At 45.8% G+C, this 17,216-nt stretch carries 10 protein-coding genes; 9 read left to right on the forward strand and 1 reads right to left on the reverse strand.

Annotated features, from left to right (window positions below; genetic code table 11):
* Positions 1-36: 36 nt before the first annotated feature.
* The 4 genes from H3H32_RS07770 (at position 37) to H3H32_RS07785 (ending at position 4,996) form a co-directional block, all read left to right on the forward strand.
* Complete coding sequence (locus H3H32_RS07770) at positions 37-1,659, forward strand: carbohydrate-binding protein (protein WP_182462160.1); 1,623 nt, start codon at positions 37-39, stop codon at positions 1,657-1,659.
* A 189-nt stretch (positions 1,660-1,848) separates the two neighbouring features.
* Positions 1,849-2,778: an IolE/MocC family protein gene (locus H3H32_RS07775; protein ID WP_182462161.1), complete on the forward strand. Its 930-nt coding sequence runs from the start codon at positions 1,849-1,851 to the stop codon at positions 2,776-2,778.
* A 149-nt stretch (positions 2,779-2,927) separates the two neighbouring features.
* A complete protein-coding gene (locus H3H32_RS07780; RefSeq protein ID WP_182462162.1) occupies positions 2,928-3,821 on the forward strand; it encodes an NAD(P)-dependent oxidoreductase in 894 nt (297 codons plus the stop codon).
* A 32-nt stretch (positions 3,822-3,853) separates the two neighbouring features.
* Positions 3,854-4,996 carry a glycerate kinase gene (locus tag H3H32_RS07785; protein ID WP_182462163.1) on the forward strand — a complete coding sequence of 381 codons (1,143 nt, stop codon included), beginning with the start codon at positions 3,854-3,856 and terminating at the stop codon, positions 4,994-4,996.
* A 258-nt stretch (positions 4,997-5,254) separates the two neighbouring features.
* On the opposite strand, the gene H3H32_RS07790 is transcribed toward H3H32_RS07785, so the two are convergent.
* Positions 5,255-6,139: a helix-turn-helix domain-containing protein gene (locus tag H3H32_RS07790; RefSeq protein WP_182462164.1), complete on the reverse strand. Its 885-nt coding sequence runs from the start codon at positions 6,137-6,139 to the stop codon at positions 5,255-5,257.
* A 427-nt stretch (positions 6,140-6,566) separates the two neighbouring features.
* Between H3H32_RS07790 and H3H32_RS07795 the strand changes: the two genes are divergently transcribed.
* The 5 genes from H3H32_RS07795 to H3H32_RS07815 all read left to right on the forward strand — a co-directional run bounded on the left by H3H32_RS07795 (position 6,567) and on the right by H3H32_RS07815 (position 17,179).
* Positions 6,567-9,626, forward strand: coding sequence for a SusC/RagA family TonB-linked outer membrane protein (locus H3H32_RS07795; protein WP_182462165.1), 3,060 nt, complete (start codon positions 6,567-6,569; stop codon positions 9,624-9,626).
* An 18-nt stretch (positions 9,627-9,644) separates the two neighbouring features.
* Positions 9,645-11,189, forward strand: coding sequence for a RagB/SusD family nutrient uptake outer membrane protein (locus H3H32_RS07800; RefSeq protein WP_182462166.1), 1,545 nt, complete (start codon positions 9,645-9,647; stop codon positions 11,187-11,189).
* A 120-nt stretch (positions 11,190-11,309) separates the two neighbouring features.
* Positions 11,310-13,760, forward strand: coding sequence for an alpha-L-rhamnosidase C-terminal domain-containing protein (locus H3H32_RS07805; protein WP_182462167.1), 2,451 nt, complete (start codon positions 11,310-11,312; stop codon positions 13,758-13,760).
* A 59-nt stretch (positions 13,761-13,819) separates the two neighbouring features.
* Positions 13,820-14,632: a phytanoyl-CoA dioxygenase family protein gene (locus H3H32_RS07810; RefSeq protein ID WP_182462168.1), complete on the forward strand. Its 813-nt coding sequence runs from the start codon at positions 13,820-13,822 to the stop codon at positions 14,630-14,632.
* Positions 14,633-14,686: 54 nt separating this feature from the next.
* Positions 14,687-17,179: a glucosidase family protein gene (locus H3H32_RS07815; RefSeq protein WP_182462169.1), complete on the forward strand. Its 2,493-nt coding sequence runs from the start codon at positions 14,687-14,689 to the stop codon at positions 17,177-17,179.
* Positions 17,180-17,216 lie beyond the last annotated feature (37 nt).

A 17,216-nucleotide genomic window follows, 5' to 3' on the forward strand; every position in this document is an offset into this window, starting at 1 on the left:
TATACGTCTATTCCATCCTCAACTAATCTAAGCGTGATGAAACGATTCATTTTCCCTAAAGAAAGTATGCTGGCAATCGTTGGGTTGCTATGCATCACAAATTTGAATGCACAGGTCGTCCAGCGGTCCAACGTGCCTGCCCCCAATTTCGAAGTTACCGGGAGTATTTACCCCTGGGAAGTGCACGATGAGGGTATGGATCTTATTCTCGACAATATGACAAGTATAGCCGGGGTAAATTCTGTCTACCTGATTGCGGTAATGCATCAAGAGCACCGGCCCTTCAACAATGACAAATTACCCGGAACATTTACATTTAACCATAACCCGGTTCGTCGGGAATGGGATGCCGAAGATTCCAGGGCGTATTTCCGGCCTACTATGAGTACGTATGGAAAAATTAAACCTGTGTTCTCGAAGTATAGCTGGCTGAATGAAACCGATTGGCTGAAACTGGTTCTTGATAAAGCGCATGCACGCGGCCTTCGGGCAGGGGTTGAGGTATCTCATACCTATATTCCGGTAGAGTATCTCAATCAGCATGAAGAGTTTAAACAGCGGGATATTAACAATAATCCCGTTGAGAGACCCTGCACAAACCATCCAGATGTGCGGGAATATCTTGTCGCTCTTTACGGCGATTTAGCCAAAAACTACGATGTCGATTATGTGCAGACCTGCATGTTGCTCTTCAGCCGGTCCGACGATCCGGTTAAAGGTGGTACTTGTTTCTGCGAGTCCTGCAAGCTGAAAGCTAAAGCTATGGGATTCGACATGGAAGCCGCAATTCCTGTTCTGAAAGACAACCCATACGCACAACCTCAGTTGGATAACTGGCGCAATTTCCGGAAAGCGTCTACCACAGAAATCTATAAGTTAGTGACCGACAAGCTGCATGAGGTAAATCCAAAAATTGATTTCAGGCTGAATGATCTGAATGACAGGACATCTGGACTAGCCCTTGAAGAGTTGAAAAACAACATTAATTCCGTTCATTTATCCACGCACACAGAGCAAAATGGCTATCAGAAGTCAGATCGAAAGTCCAGGATAGCCACGACCAAGTATTTCATGGGCAACTATATTCCGATCATTCCCGGCGTTCCGACCCGCTTACTTACGACTCCTGAAATCGTAAAATCCAGCATCAAAATTTCGGTTGATGGGGGTGCCAAAGGAATCGGCATTAAACACTATGATGGCTCACCGTATTCGTTACTACGGGCTGTCCGAAATGGCCTGAACGAAGCGGGCGTTGCTGGATTCTTACCTATAACGGGTATGGAAGTTGAAACGATGACGTTGAGCGGCTATACGGCTGATAAATTCCTGATAGAGCCATGCGTACAGACAACGACTAAAGGGACCGCAAGGTCGGCTTTTACGAACCCATCCGGTGTTTATGACATCGTGGTGTCGTATGCGGACGAAAAAGGAGGACAGGGTACTTTGGCTTTATCGGTTGCTGGTAAACAGAAGGCATCGTGGAAGCTGGCAGATGATGTCGATTGCTGGAAACGGAAAACCATTCCTAAGGTTAAAATCAATACGGGCGATGAAATTGAGATAGCGGGTGTTGCAAATGGCACTGAAACGGCCCGAGTTGACTTTATTGAATTTATCGCACAGCCCGTAGCTGGTAAGTTAAAAACGCACTAAGCTATCGTACCTACAGGATTTATCCCGTGTTTGATTGACGTAAAGCACGGGATGAATCCCGTGGGTACATTAAATATATTGCCTTGCATCATAGGTTGGTCTGGAAAGCATGGCGGATATTTCGCTATGCTTTTTTATCCTGATGAGTTAATTTCTTCCACTACGTTTGACTAATTCACAAACACCTAGATGGGTAAATTATTCCTCTTATTTCCTGCGCTTACCCTTCTGCTGGTTGTCTCTGCCATTGCCCAGCCAGAAAAAAAGCAACTGGTCGTTAAAGACTATCCAGATTTGAGAGTTGGCTTCTCGACGCAGAACTTTCAGAAGGCCATGCCCATGACTGTTGAAAGCCTAACCGAATTGATGGAATATGCAGCCAAAGAAGGATACAGTTTTATCGAGCTTCGAGACGATCAGGCAATGCTTTCAGCTGCCGACTGTAAGGCATTAGCTAAAGTAGCCCAGCAGAACAAATTGGAGGTAATCTACGAAATCCAGAAAAACGTCCTTGACTCAGGCTATTTCGACGTATTCAAAAGGGGACTAGCCAATACGCTGTTTTTTCCAAAGCCGGGTATTCTGCGTGCATTACTGTCCAAATCAGAGTTTGAAGCTGATAGCGTAAAAAAGGGGTGGACTAAAGCGGAGTTGACTCAGTTAATTAAGCTGTCGGACCGTTGTGCTGCCATGGCTAAACAGCAACATATACAGTTCATTCTTGAGAATTTGAATGAACCTTTTTTTGGGAATGGCTCTACCTATTTTGGCCTTCAGGACTTTTTTAAAGGTACCACCAATGTAGGCTTTCAGTTTGATATTGGCAATCCATTTCGGAACTCATCAAAGGTGAAAGCTAATCCTGAAAAAGTAGCTACCTACTTAGCCACGATGAGAAATCGCTGGATTACATCTCATTTCAAAACACTGAATTTGGGGGAGTCTCAGCCAATACTTACAGACAATCCCTTGTCGGTCAATACAGTGATTGAGCTAATGGGTAAGCAAAATATACGATACGTTACCATTGAACTCCTCCCTGCTGCCGACAAACAACAGTGTTTCAGCAATCACGCCCGAAGTATTCAGTTTCTCAAAGACAAAGGAATTTTTAAATAAATTTCAACCAATAAATAGCACCTCACCGTCGGACCGGCAGATCTTCATGATCGGTATAAGTTAAGGATAATATTGGAAATTATAATTGATCCTGACAACCATAAAAAATGCCGATCCTCCGGTGGGGTTTTATTTTAAAAATTAGTTAGATGACTAAAGATAAGGCAATTGGATGGATTGGGACTGGACTCATGGGGAGTCCGATGGTCAAGCACCTGTTAAATGCAGGCTACAAAGTCAATGTCCAGAACCGCACAAAAAGCAAAGCAACTGAATTGATCGAGCTGGGCTGTACATGGTTCGACACGCCTGCCGAGGTGGCTGCTAATTCCGACGTAATCGTTACGATCATTGGCTCTCCAGCCGATGTGGAGGAATGTTATTTTGGTCAGGAAGGGATAATCAATGGGATGAAGTCTGGTGCCATTTTGATCGATATGACAACGACCAAACCAAGTCTTGCCATAAAGATTGCGGAGGTAGCAGGTATGCATGGTGCCCAATTTATAGATGCCCCTGTTTCGGGTGGCGAAGTAGGCGCTATCAATGGCACCTTATCAATTATGATCGGGGGCGATAAAGCGGTGGCGGACTCTGTGCTTCCCTTGTTTGAGACATTTGGGAAAAATATAGTATTCCAGGGGCCTGCTGGCTCAGGACAACATACAAAAATGTGTAATCAGATTACGATTGCAGGAACTCTCATTGGCGTATGCGAGGGCCTTTTGTATGGTTTTAAAGCTGGTCTGGATCTGAATACTTTACTGCAATCTATAAGTAAAGGAGCAGCAGGCTGCTGGAGCCTGGATATTCTAGCCCCAAAAATCGCAAAGGGTGATTATTCGCCGGGTTTTACCGTCAATAATTTTGTCAAGGATTTGGGCATCGCCCTGGAAGAAGCTGAAGCCATGCGGTTGTCTTTACCAGGACTTGCCTTAGTCAAACAACTTTATTTATCCATCCAGGCAATGGGTAAAGGCACATTGGGTAATCAGGCCTTATATCTTGTGCTTGAGAAACTATCGAATCTGAATAAAAACTGACCTGATCTTGAACTTTCCTTTAGCGTTATTGAATGAAACCAATCCGTGTCCTTATTGCTCCAAATGCGTTTAAGCATAGCCTGAATGCCATAGATATTGCCAGCGCGATTCAGAAAGGATTAGAGCAAAGCCGTCTTAATTGCGTTTGTGAATGCTTTCCGGTGGGTGATGGGGGCGATGGTACGGGCGAGTTGATGATCAAAAAATACGACGGATTAGTTGTTTCAGCAGACGTAAATGACCCGTTTGACCGGCAGATAAGCTCGTCGTTTGGGCTGGTTAATAACGGAGAAACAGCCATCATCGAAATGGCGAATGCATCGGGGCTTCAATTAGTAAAACCGGCTGAATTAGATCCACTACGAGCCACATCATTCGGCACCGGCGAACTGATTAAACTTGCACTGGATAAAGGCGTAAAAGAAATTATTCTGGCCATTGGCGGATCGGCTACGGTAGACGGTGGAACGGGAATTTTGCGGGCGCTTGGTATCCGCTTTTTAACAGCTGAAGGTACCGTTTTGACCACCCCTGAAAGTCTGACCGAGTTAGCGACAATTGATGTTTCAGGACTTGATCAGCGGATTCTGGCTTGTGAGCTAAATATCCTTTGCGATGTAGATAATGTGTTAATTGGTGAGCAGGGGTCGGCCGCCGTTTTCGGACCTCAAAAAGGAGCGACGTCCGGAGGAGTAAAAAAACTGGATGCCAGTATGAACAAGCTCGCCGAAATAGCCTTTAAGCAAACGGGTATTGACATGATACGGGTGAAGCACGGTGGTGCAGCTGGCGGTGTGGCTGCGGGTCTCTACACGTTTTGCAATGCAAAATTGGTGAACGGCATTGATTTTTTTCTTCAGTTCACTCGTTTCGATAAAGCACTGGATAAGGCCGATATCGTTATCACCGGCGAAGGCAGTATCGACGAGCAAACCTTACACGGCAAAGGACCATTTGGCGTAGCATTTCAGGCAAAGCACAAAAATCTACCTGTAATTGGTCTGGCGGGCAAGATTCCGTTGGAACAGAATGAGGAATTAAATCAGTATTTCAATGTCTTACTAGCTATTGGTAATGGCCCGACAGACATCGGCACAGCCATGCAGCTTACTGAGCAAAACCTGATACGAACCGCGTGGCAACTTGGTAATTTGTTAGCAATAAAGTCTCTTTAAAAACATACATATCACGGTTTGTAGTCAACAATTGTTGAAAACACTCAGAGTAACGAAATTTGAAATTGTTCCAGGTATCATTCATTCAACGTCTGAACTTGTTCTATTCTACTGGAAATTACGTTAAGATTAATCAGAGTCGTGTCCAGTAAAATAGAGCAAGTCCATGTTTTCGTTTACCAAAATTATAGGACGTTTTTTTGCTAACTGGCAACTCCAGTTAGCAACATATGAAGTGGCGCTCGTTATTGATAAACGTCAGATAATGCTTTCCTGCTTTCGAAATGCGACGGGCGAAAGGCCATTTTTCTTCTTGAACAGTTTTGAAAAATAATATACTGATTCAAAACCGGTCTGATTGGTAATTTCGCTAATATTCAGATTCGTGTTAATGAGCAAGTCTCTGGCGCGGGATAAGCGAAGATTAAGATGATACTGATTGGGCGAGACGCCGGTTATACGCTTAAAGGCTTTTCGGAAAGCAGAATAGCCCATTGGTAACTGACTGGCTAACTCTTCTACGTCAACCTGCGTTTCGTAGGACTCTTGCAGGATAAACTCTGCTTTCGCGATTAATCTTCCGACCGGGTCGTTATCATAAGCTTTAAATCTAGAAATTGTATTTAATACTCCTAATATCTGCAAAGTAATCCCGGCAATTTGCTGGTGATAGCCAACACTAGCAGCCTTCACCTGATCAAATATCCGGTGTAAGAGTACCAGAATTTCTTTATTTGACTTTATGTCCACAAATGGCCTGGCCGGATTAAAGTTTAGATTCTTCATTAGTTGCTGTATATAATAGCCGTTGAAGCCTACCCAATATTCTTCCCAACCTGATTTCACATCAGGTTTGTAGCGATGCCACACACCAGGAAAAAGAAAGAAGCATTGCCCCGCACTCACTTCGGTAGGTTGCAGATTTTCTGCTTCAAATACACCCTTACCTCTGGTTATAAAGATGATGTAATAGTCGTTTAAGATTCTGCCTCTGTTCCAGGTCAGTTTATGACTGTCAGGATGAGACTCGTTAGGGTAGTTCTGGTTTGGTTCAACTTTTGAGTAACCAACTGTGGTTACATACAGGCCCCAACTCTCTTCGGTCTTACTGACGGTTAGGTATTTGAAAAAGTTGTTCAACATGGCCTTCGTCTGGCGGTAAAGTCCTGTGGAATAAAAATCGCTTACAGGATAGTAAATATCAAAAAGTACAAACTATGTAAAAATCTCCTCTTGTTTATAATCTGACGGATAATGCGTATTGAAGTAGTCAGAGTGTTTTTGCACATAGAAGTTGACGTATCTGGATTGGTATAAAATGATAGCCAGGAGAAACCCCCGTCAAAGCCATTACAGTTTTGACTTTCTGATTCAATGCATTGACCGCTTGGCGTAAATCTGGCTTATTTCTTCATCTGAGCCAGGCGCGAATTGTTAAGATTCAACATTGTTTTGTACTTTTTGACAAAAAAATAGATTATTTATAGGTTGTCCATATTGGCAAAATGTAATTTCGGATCAGAAAATTACTGAAACAGTTCTTCGTTTTTTGACCTTAAACCTTAGCCTTATGAGACAATATTACAATCGGGGTTGGACGTATTGTTCGATCATTCTAACGATAGCTATACTGCTTTTTAATTGTTCCAGAGTTGTAGCACAGACTCAAAAAATCACCGGTACTGTCCGGGATGTGCAGGGGGCTGCGCTTCCAGGTGTTAGTGTGGTTGTCGCCGGTACATCAACCGGTACGATTACCGATGTCGAGGGAAAATTCTCTATTTCGGCAGCGAAAGGCAATACACTTAACTTTAGCTTTGTTGGTTACCAGCCTTTCAGTGAAAAAATTGCTAACGCTGACGTACTGAATATTCAACTGGTTACTGATGAGACCAACTTAAGTGAGGTGGTCGTCGTTGGGTATGGCACCCAAACCAAGCGAGAACTGACCGGGGCTATTAGTAATATCAAAGCCGCTGAATTAAAAGACATTCCTGCCACCAACATCAGCCAGCGGCTTCAGGGAAAACTGGCAGGTGTACAAATTAACCAGAACACTGGCCAGCCGGGAGCCGAATTGAGCATCAGGATACGGGGAGCCGCTTCTATCAATGCGGGTAATAACCCCCTGATTGTTGTTGATGGCTTTCCAACAACGAGTGGATTGAACGTAATAAACCCAGATGCCATCGAATCCATTACGGTATTAAAAGATGCGGCAGCGGCCTCGCTTTACGGGTCGCGGGCGGCCAATGGGGTTATTTTAGTGACAACTAAGCAGGCGAAGAATGGACAACGGAATGTTCAGTTCAGCAGCTTTGTGGGGGTACAGTCCGTTTCAGACCGCGGGAAACCCGATTTGATGAACGCTCCGGAATTTGCCCAGTTCAAGAAGGAATATTACGAGGATGCCGCTCTGTATGAGGGCTATAAGGGCGGGGTTCCTCAGCAGTACCAGAATCCTTCCCAATACAGTCCAAACGACGGCACAAACTGGTTTAATGTTTTGCTGCGAACAGCAGCTATCCAGGATTATAATCTTTCCATTTCTACCGACGCCAAAACCGTTCAATCAGTCGTTCATTTAGGCTACAATAAGCAGGACGGCGTCATGCTTAATAATTCAGCCAGTCGCTTTACGGTTCGAGCCAATAATATCTTCTCGGTCTCTCCTAAACTCAGACTTGGCATGAATCTGGCAGCTACCCACTATGTTACCAATATAACCCCTGGTTTGGGCGAAGGACGTAACATCATTCAGGTAGCTTATTTGTCCGATCCGACCTTGAAGTATAAAAATGATGACGGGACTTATCCAATTGGGTTTGCACCACCGGGCATGTTCTCGACGCCTAATTATTATCAGGTATTGATGCAAACGGTGAATCCAGCTAAGTACATGGTCCTCATCGGTAATGCGTATGTTGATTATCAGATACTCAAAGGGCTGAATGTTAAATCCAGTATCAACATTAATACCAGCAATGATATTAACCGGCTGTTCCAACCCTCCACAATTTTAGGCGGGCCAACACCGGCAGCGTCGGCCAGTGGTAGTTACAATACCGCAAATTATTTATCCTGGTTGTCCGAAAATACGCTGACCTACAACCGATCCTTCGGCAATCATAATCTGGAAGCACTGCTTGGCTATACGACCCAGAAGGTTAAAATGGAGAATAGCAACATCAACGGCAGTCAATTCCCGGATAACAGCGTTCAATGGTTAAACGTAGCTGCCAATCGAATCGGTAACGTTGGCGCCAGTGACTATTCGTTGATTAGCTATCTGGGACGGCTGAACTACAACTACAAAGGAAACTACCTGCTTTCACTGGCTTTCCGTAGCGATGGTTCGTCAAGGTTTGGGTCTAATAAACGATTCGGAACATTCCCTTCAGCTTCGTTTGGCTGGGTGGTTTCCGATGAGAAGTTCATGAATCGCTACAAATCCATTAATTTTCTTAAGGTAAGAGCGAGTTACGGTCAAGTTGGCAATAACAACATTGGTAATTACACGTACCTGGCCGGCGTTAACCCATCGAACTATGTGTTTAATAACGCGTTAGCGTCTGGACGCGTCCTGTCGGGTATTGGCAATTCCAATTTAACCTGGGAAACGACTACGGGCTTTGACGCTGGTTTAGATCTTTCGCTGTTAAACAATCGTATTAATTTCACTTACGATTATTATTACAAGAAAACAGACGGTCTTCTGTATGCCATCGACATTCCCGTACAGTCGGGTTACTCAGCCGTTTCATCAAACATTGGCCGGTTTGACTTCTGGGGTCATGAGTTTGCCATTGACACGCGAAACATAGAAGGGAAGTTTAACTGGAGCACCAGTTTCAATATTTCCTTTAACCGTAACCTGGTTCGTAAACTCGGTACCAACAATGCGCCTATTGGCGGCTATCAGGAGTATTGGGATGACAACCGTACAGCGGTGGGTCACCCGATCGGCCTCTTTTACGGCTACGTTAATACGGGTGTATATATGACTCAGCAGGAATTTGACAGCCAGCCGCATGGCGCTACGTCGATGATAGGTACCGCCCGTTTTGCGGACATCAATGGAGATGGAAAAATCGACATCAATGACCGGACGTACATTGGCAATCCAAATCCCGACTTTGTCTACGGAATGACCAATACGCTGAGTTACAAGAAGCTCGACCTATCCATTGTTATCGCCGGAACCGTTGGAAATGATATTGCCGATGACGCATTTCAGTCAACCGAAAACATAGATGGTGTATTTAACGTGCGCAAGGGCGTGGCCCGACGGTGGCGTTCGCCCGAAAATCCAGGAGACGGCATTTATCCCAGAACCCGGGCAGGCACGACGGCCGATTTCCGAAATTTTTCAACCCGTCAGGTTTTCAGCGGAACGTATCTGGCCGTTAAGAACATTACGCTTGGGTATCTGATCCCAATCGGCAACAACAAGACCATTAAAAGCTTCCGGGCATATTTCAGCACACAGAACCCGGTACTGTTTACCAAGTATCCGGGCATGAACCCCGAAGTTGGTCTGGCCGGTTTAAACGGCCTCAATCAGGGTCGTGACTTTACCGCCTTCCCTATTGCCAGAGTGTACACCCTTGGCGTTAACGTTAACTTCTGACCTGACTTTCCGACGATCATGAAAAAAATAATCTTTATTGGGGTTGTAGCCCTCTTACTGACAGGCTGTAAAGAAAGTTTTCTGGACCTCACGCCACCAACTAATTTAAGTTCGGCTACCTTCTTTCAAACGGAGGATCAGTTCAGACAGGCAGTTAACGCAGCGTATACACCCTTACGTGAATTGACTAATGTGGGCGTATATGATGATGAAATGCGCTCAGATAATACCTTCTTTACCATCTATCAGGCAAACCGTGGTCTGGAAAAATCAAGGGAAGCGTTTCCGCAGTTTGCCATCGATGCGACCGTTTCCAGTATTCCAAATGCGCCCGGTAGTCGATGGAACGCCAGTTATCGGGGTATTGCTTATGTCAACACAATCATTGACCGGCTGGCCGCCAATACCAGTTTGTCTACTGACGTGAAGAATTCAATTCTGGGAGAAGCCTATTTTTTACGAGCCTATTATTATTTCGGCCTGGTAACTCATTTTGGTGGAGTTCCTCTTCAATTGAAAGAAGTGGCGAATCCGGAAGAGTCATTTCAAGCCCGGAACACACCTGCTGAAGTATATGCCCAGATCAAAACGGACGTAAAAAGTGCCATCGACTTGCTTCCTACGGTCACTACTTTCCCGCAAAGCGGACGGGCAACGAAAGGAGCGGCTAAAATGCTGCTGGCTTACGCGCTGATGTCGGGTGAAAGCCGGGATTATGCCGCTGCCGAAAAAGAACTGGTTGACATTACCAAAATGAATTACGCGCTGCTGGCCGATTATGCGAAAGTATTTGACCCGGCCAATAAAAATCACCAGGAGTCTATCTTTGATGTGCAGTATATGGCGGATCGGGTGAGTGGACAGCAAAGCGATTTTGCCTGGCAGTTCATGCCTAAAATGACGAATCCCACATTTCTGATGGGTTTTGATGGCGGACGGATGAACATCTTCAGCGGCTGGAATGTACCGACGGATGAAATGGTGGCTTCCTATGAGAAGGGAGATGTAAGACTACCCGCTTCGATTGCCGTTGTTGAAGGCGTCATTAGTGGTGTGGAAGATTTTACGGCTGACTTTATTGGTTCTCCTGTCAATTACACACCGAAAGCGGGAAAAACTTACCGGTACATGATTCGTAAATACTTTCACCCGCCTTACGACATCGCCTTTAATACGCCTGATAATTTTCCCGTTTACCGCTATTCAGGAGTGTTACTGCTGCTTGCTGAGTGCCTGGTACAGCAAAATAAAGCTGGCGCTGCTTTGCCCTACCTGAACCAGGTTCGCCGTAGAGCGGGTTTGCCTGAAGCAACGACTGCTACACTGGATATAGTTTCGAATGAAATGCGGCACGAACTCGCGTTCGAAAATCACCGCTGGCAGGACCTGATCCGGATTGGCAAAGCCATTGAAGTCGCAACGGCCAAAGGGAACCAGCTGAAGGCTCAATACGGCTGGATTCTTCCATCTGCTTTCAACGTCACTCCGCAAAAGCTGCTGGACCCAATCCCATTCCGGGAGGTGCAGATAAACTCAAAACTGGTACAGAACCCAGGTTATTAGGTCGTTGGCGTAAAAAAGGAAGAAATTAACTGTCTATAAATCCAGACCAAGGCTCAGGCTGGATCAGATGGACAAATTAGGATAGTAAATCAGGTCAAATCAGAGAGCGTTGACATATACATGGAAAGGATACTGCGCAAAAAAGTAAACGCCATTTTCGCTAATCAGTTACTGGTGTTTACCTTTTGCTTATGGAGTCTGACAGGGAAGGGGCAGATAAAAGAGCCGTATCTGCCCTTACATGATGGTGCATTTAAGGCGGTGCGGGTAAAAAATTCTCCCGACCCTATTATCAATTACCATTGGAACAACCCAAAGTCAGACGACAGTTTACAGATTTATCCGCTGCTTCCACGCCAGCACATTGCCCGTCCCTCACGCGCTTTTCGAATTGAGAAATCAGCTATGACAATTCTGGGAACGGGAGACGTGCAATTCGATTTTGGTCAGGTAAATGCGGGATGGCTGGAATTTGATTCAGACGATCTGCAAGGTGAGGTTTTGTTAAGCATTAGTGAGTATAACGAACCGGCGGTCCTGAACGCGGGTGCTCAGCATCCGGTAAAAACGCTTAAACCCGTACGATATGGTAATACGTACCGGCTCGAACTGAATCATCAACTGTATGAAGGGGTTCGGTTTGCGTGGTTGCATGTTAAAACGTTCAACAAACCATGGAAGCTGACTAATTTCCGATTGATCTGCCAGACCAAGCCCGTTAATTACCTCGGAAGCTTCTCCTGCAATAATACACTGCTCAATCGAATCTGGTATACGGGGGCTTATACGGTGAAGCTCAATCTGCTACAGGATTATCTGGGGGCTATCCTGATGGAACGTAGCGACCGGCATTCCTGGACGGGCGATGCCTACCCGTCACAGGCCGCTTCACTAGTGGCTTTTGGTAATTTCGATTTTGTCAGGAAAAACATTGCCTTCACCTCTTCGCAGGATAATGGAATTCCAGCTTATTCGATGTATTGGGTATTGGGATTACTGGATTACTTCACGTATACCGGTGACACCACCTTTTTCAAAAACTACCTCGACAACGCTACAAAGCGGCTGGATAAAGCCTTTCAGCAGTTTGATACCTTACCTAACCTGAGCTTTATGGGGTGGGATGAGCGACTGGGCGCGGGATTTGAGCGACCGAATATCGCTGAAAGTCAACGGGCTTACCGCTGGTTATGCATTAACGCATGGTCTAAATTTTCTCAGAATGTGCTAACACTTGGCGACACAGCCCTTGCCGCTAAATACAGCCGGTATGCCGCTGCCAAAAAACAGCAGCTTGTGGCTAATCAATTCGCGAATTATGGCGTACACGCGCTGGCTGAAGTCTTCAATGCCGGACTGGATCAATCAGCGAGTATTCAGGAACTGGCAAAAAAATGGTTTCATGATCGGAATGGCCGCCTTTCTTATTCGCCCTTCAATCAGTATTTCATTCTGCAGGGAATGGCCCATGCTGGCTACAAAAATGAAGCGATCACAACCATAATAGATCAATGGGGGGGGCAGGTCAGGTATGGCGGCACTACGTTCTTTGAGGTGTTTCGGCCATCCTGGAACGAGGTATTAGCCCCGAACAGTGCTCCGATTAACAACCAGTGCGGCTATACCAGCTTAACTCATCCCTGGGGGGCAGGCGTATCAAGATGGCTATCCGATGAAATTCTGGGGATACGGCCTGTTTCTGTTGGCTTTAAAACGTTCAGCATCATTCCCTTTTTGACGAAATCGATTTTCAGCGTGAAAGGGTCGGTGCCCACGCCGTGGGGGATAATAATGGCGTCGTTTAATTCAGTCACTGGTGACTGCGAGGTACGTATTCCTGCCGGCACAACAGCGGCCAGGCTGGGTCTTCCCAAGAACGGTAAGTATATCAACCGTATAACGGTCAATAACCAGATGGTTAGGCTCGCGGCCGAAGATGAACAGTACGCTTATCTTCAAAACCTTTCTACAGGCAGCTATGTCATCAAGGTAAGCTATGGAAAAGCCTTACCATCCGTAAACACCCAAACAGATAAATGGCAGTACGCTGTAACCGATTTTACTGTCGACTCAATCACTGGTGGGAACTGGAAAAATAGATATGGGAAAGATGGTTATTTTTTTGCGGGGAGTAGAAGCGAAGACAACACACTGAAAAAGCCAGCGTACGTCGATTCGGTGCGGGTAATCAGAGCGATCAATCAGTCATGGGAAAATAGAACTACTGACCCTCGCGCTTTGCAACAAGACGAAACCAAGGCAAGAGGGGCCAGTGCCTTCATTACCCAAGACCCTAAAGCCACCCTCCAGACCTTCACTCTGGATATTTTTAAACACACCCGCGAACCCTACTACCTGACGCTTTATTTTCTGGACTGGGACCGCAAAGGCAGGCGCTCGGCTATTGAATTGTTCGACGCTGAAACGCTCGAACTGCTAGCCCCGGTTCAGGTGATCGACAACTACGGAAACGGTAAATACCTGCGATTTAAAGTGGATCGTTCCGTGCGTGTGCGGGTGAATCATGTACGAGGACCGAACGCAGCATTAGCTGGCCTCTTTTTTAACTAATTAAGAAAAATCAGTCCTTCTAAAAAACGATAGAATTCATATAAACAAATGGCATTACTATGAAAACAGAAATTACTCCCCAAGAGGTTGCCCGCTACCAACAGGATGGGTTTATTGTCATTGATGATTTTCTGTCTCCACAGGAATTAGACGAATGGCGCAATGCGTTGGATGAAGCCTTAGCGAACCGGAAAGGGAATAAATTGCCGGATCGGAAGGAGGTCTACGGCAAGGGTGATGATGCCGATAAATCCTATTACGACAACGTATTTGATCAGTTGCTTAACCTCTGGCAGGACAATCCGGGCATCAGAAAACTCATGCTCGATGAGCGCATCGGAAAAATGGCAGCCCAACTGGCTGGTGTAGAGGGAATACGGATCTGGCACGATCAGGCGCTTATCAAAAAACCGTGGGCAAATCCAACATCCTGGCATCTGGATACCCCGTACTGGTCGTTCACGGACCGGAGGGCGTTATCAATTTGGGTAGCGCTGGATGACGCCACGTTGGAAAATGGTTGCCTGTTTTTTATTCCAGGGTCGCACCAGCAAACCACCTTCGAAAATCCTGGTATCGGCAAGAATATGGGGGCTATTTTTACAACGTACCCACAATTTTATAAAACCAAATCGGTAGCTGTTCCCATGAAAGCGGGCAGTTGCTCGTTTCACAACGGGCTGACTATCCATGGCGCGCACGCGAATATGACCCCCGGCTACCGACGGGCAATGACCTGCGCGTATATGCCGGATGGCAATACGTTTAATGGTACCCAGAATATCCTGAGTGACGAAGAAGTAGCTAAATTATCAATCGGCAGTTTATTAAATAATGATGCGTTAACCCCGTTAATTTATTCCCACTTATAGTCCGTACATATTTTTACCAGTGCAGCGGGCCCCTTCATTCAAAATAAACCGTGTATGTTTTTAAAACCGTGGTTTCTTATCTGGCTGAGTTTTTTCCAATTGGTGTGGTTGGTCGTGGAGGCTAAAATTCCAGGTATTGACCATAACCGTACGACCAGTACCATTACGATTACCGTTCCAGACAGGAAACTGTCGATGGTGATTGACTATGCTACCGGCTGTGTTGTGAAAGAACTGAGGATCAATACTGAAAATACGTTATCGAAAGCGGGGGTTTTTACAGGGATGAAAACTGGAAACAAACAGTACACCTCATCTAAAGTACTGGTCCGGCCTCAAATTCGTGAAGAGTCAACGGGTCTTACTGTTCAGGGCATAATCTATGGTGATTCGGTAAATAAGGTCACCGAAGACTGGCATTTCCGTTTGCGTGATGACAAAATTATATGGTCAATAAGTCGCGTATATAGTAGGCCGTTAGAACTTCAGGAGACAGCTTTTCCTCAATGGAATTTTAGTCGTATGGACCAGTGGAAGGGGGGGATACTGGATAATGGAGGGGTAGTCTGGTGTAAATACTTTAAACAACGCAATGATTCATATGGGGTGCATACGGGTGGTGTTACGTTCTGGAATGATATAACTGGTAACGCGTTCCGTATTCAGGCCAATTCGAAGAACGCACTCGCTACGAAATACGCTCACAGTCCGCAGGATGAATTCACCTGCACGCATTCGGTAACACCTTCTTACTTACTACCGAGGTATGGACTAAGCCGATTTGTTGCCGGTAAAGCAGACATTTTTTCGGACTTTACTACGCAAAATCAGGTAGCGACGGTTCAATTCGAATTGCAGTATGTAGACTATACGAAAGAATATTCCCGTGGCAGACTTCCCGGTATCGATAGTCTGGCCGTTCGCGAATTGCTCAATACAACAGGACGTTATGGAGTTGTCGACAATAACATCGTCGGAGGTAATGGCTGGCTGACTAACTGGAAATGCTTACATGAACCTTTTTTTGCCCAGATAGGACTGGCGTTGAATGATCCAAATTACACCAGAAATCTAGCCGCTACACTCGATCAGGAACGGGATCAGGCAATGCTGACCAATGGGCGGGTGCTGTCGCGGTGGCATAACGCGCCTGGTGACGAAATACCGGGGACCTATAACAAAGAAACAGGTTACTATGAAGCCATGTGGGGCTATACGGTCGACTCGCAGACGGGTTATGTCATTAATACCAGCGAGCAATTTGCTCAGACGGGTAATCTGGCCTGGCTCCGTTCACACCAAAACAGCTGCGAAAAAGCACTGGATTGGTTGATTCGGCGCGATGCCAACCAGAATGGCATTTTTGAGATGATGAATACAGGCATTGCCGAGCAGAAGGCCAGTGACTGGATAGATATTGTCTGGGCCAGTTATGAAAATGCGTTCGTCAACGCACAGATGTACGAAGCGCTTACACTCTGGGCGGACTGCGAAAAGGTGTTGGGTAATCCTCAGAAGTCTGCTTACTACATAGCTACTGCTGCCCGCTTGAAAAAGGCGTTCAACCAATCCGTAGAAAAAGGTGGTTTCTGGTCGGAGGCTAACCAGCAGTACGTTTACTGGCGGGATCAGGATGGCTCAGTTCATGGGGATAACCTGGTCACTCCGGTTAATTTTGCGGCTATCGCCTTTGGCCTCTGTGATAACCCCCAGCGTATCAACCAGATTCTTCAGCAGATAGAGCAGCGTATGACTAACGAAAAGCTGTTTCACTGGCCACTTTGCTTTGATTCCTTTAAACGCGAGGAAGTTCAGGGAGGAAACTGGCCGTTTCCTAAATACGAGAATGGCGATATTTTCCCAACCTGGGGGTACTTGGGAATCCGGGCTTATGCTATATATAATAACCAGACGGCTCTACGCTACATTAACAATTTGCTTACCCAATATCGAAAAGATGGGCTTTCCTCTCAGCGATATAGTCGCAAAACCCAACAGGGTCTGGGCGATGATATTCTGGCTGGAATCAGTACGACGGTAACCGCATTGTACCGGGATATTTACGGAATTCGGCCAAAGTGGAACCGGATGGGGCTTGAGCCGCATATGAGCGAACCACTCAATGGTACTGAATTTACCTATACCTTACGAGACACAACGTATCAGGTTGGTTTAGGGGCTGATCACTATCGGCTGAGTACCAATGGCTTTTCGGTTACCAGCCACGAGGGGTTTGGCGTTAGCAAAGTAGCCAACACACTATCTTACTTCCACAACAATGAAGATCGTTCGCTACTCCAGATCACTACCCCAGCTACTACGTTTGTGCAGGTTGATATTAAAGCCTGGAAGCCCGATTCACGTGCCTGGACAATCAGATCAATGGCTGAACATACCTTTAGAATCACTGATCTGCGTCCGAATGTGCGTTACCGTATCAAAATTAATAACCAGACCAAGGTCATTAAAGCAAAACCAGGTGGCGAAATAAGCCTGAAACATTATTGCCGAGACACAACGACATTTTATGTGACTAAAGAAGGTTAATTCATATTATTTAACCTGATTCATTGACGTTTGCAAC

Source organism: Spirosoma foliorum (genome assembly GCF_014117325.1).
Classification (GTDB): domain Bacteria; phylum Bacteroidota; class Bacteroidia; order Cytophagales; family Spirosomataceae; genus Spirosoma; species Spirosoma foliorum.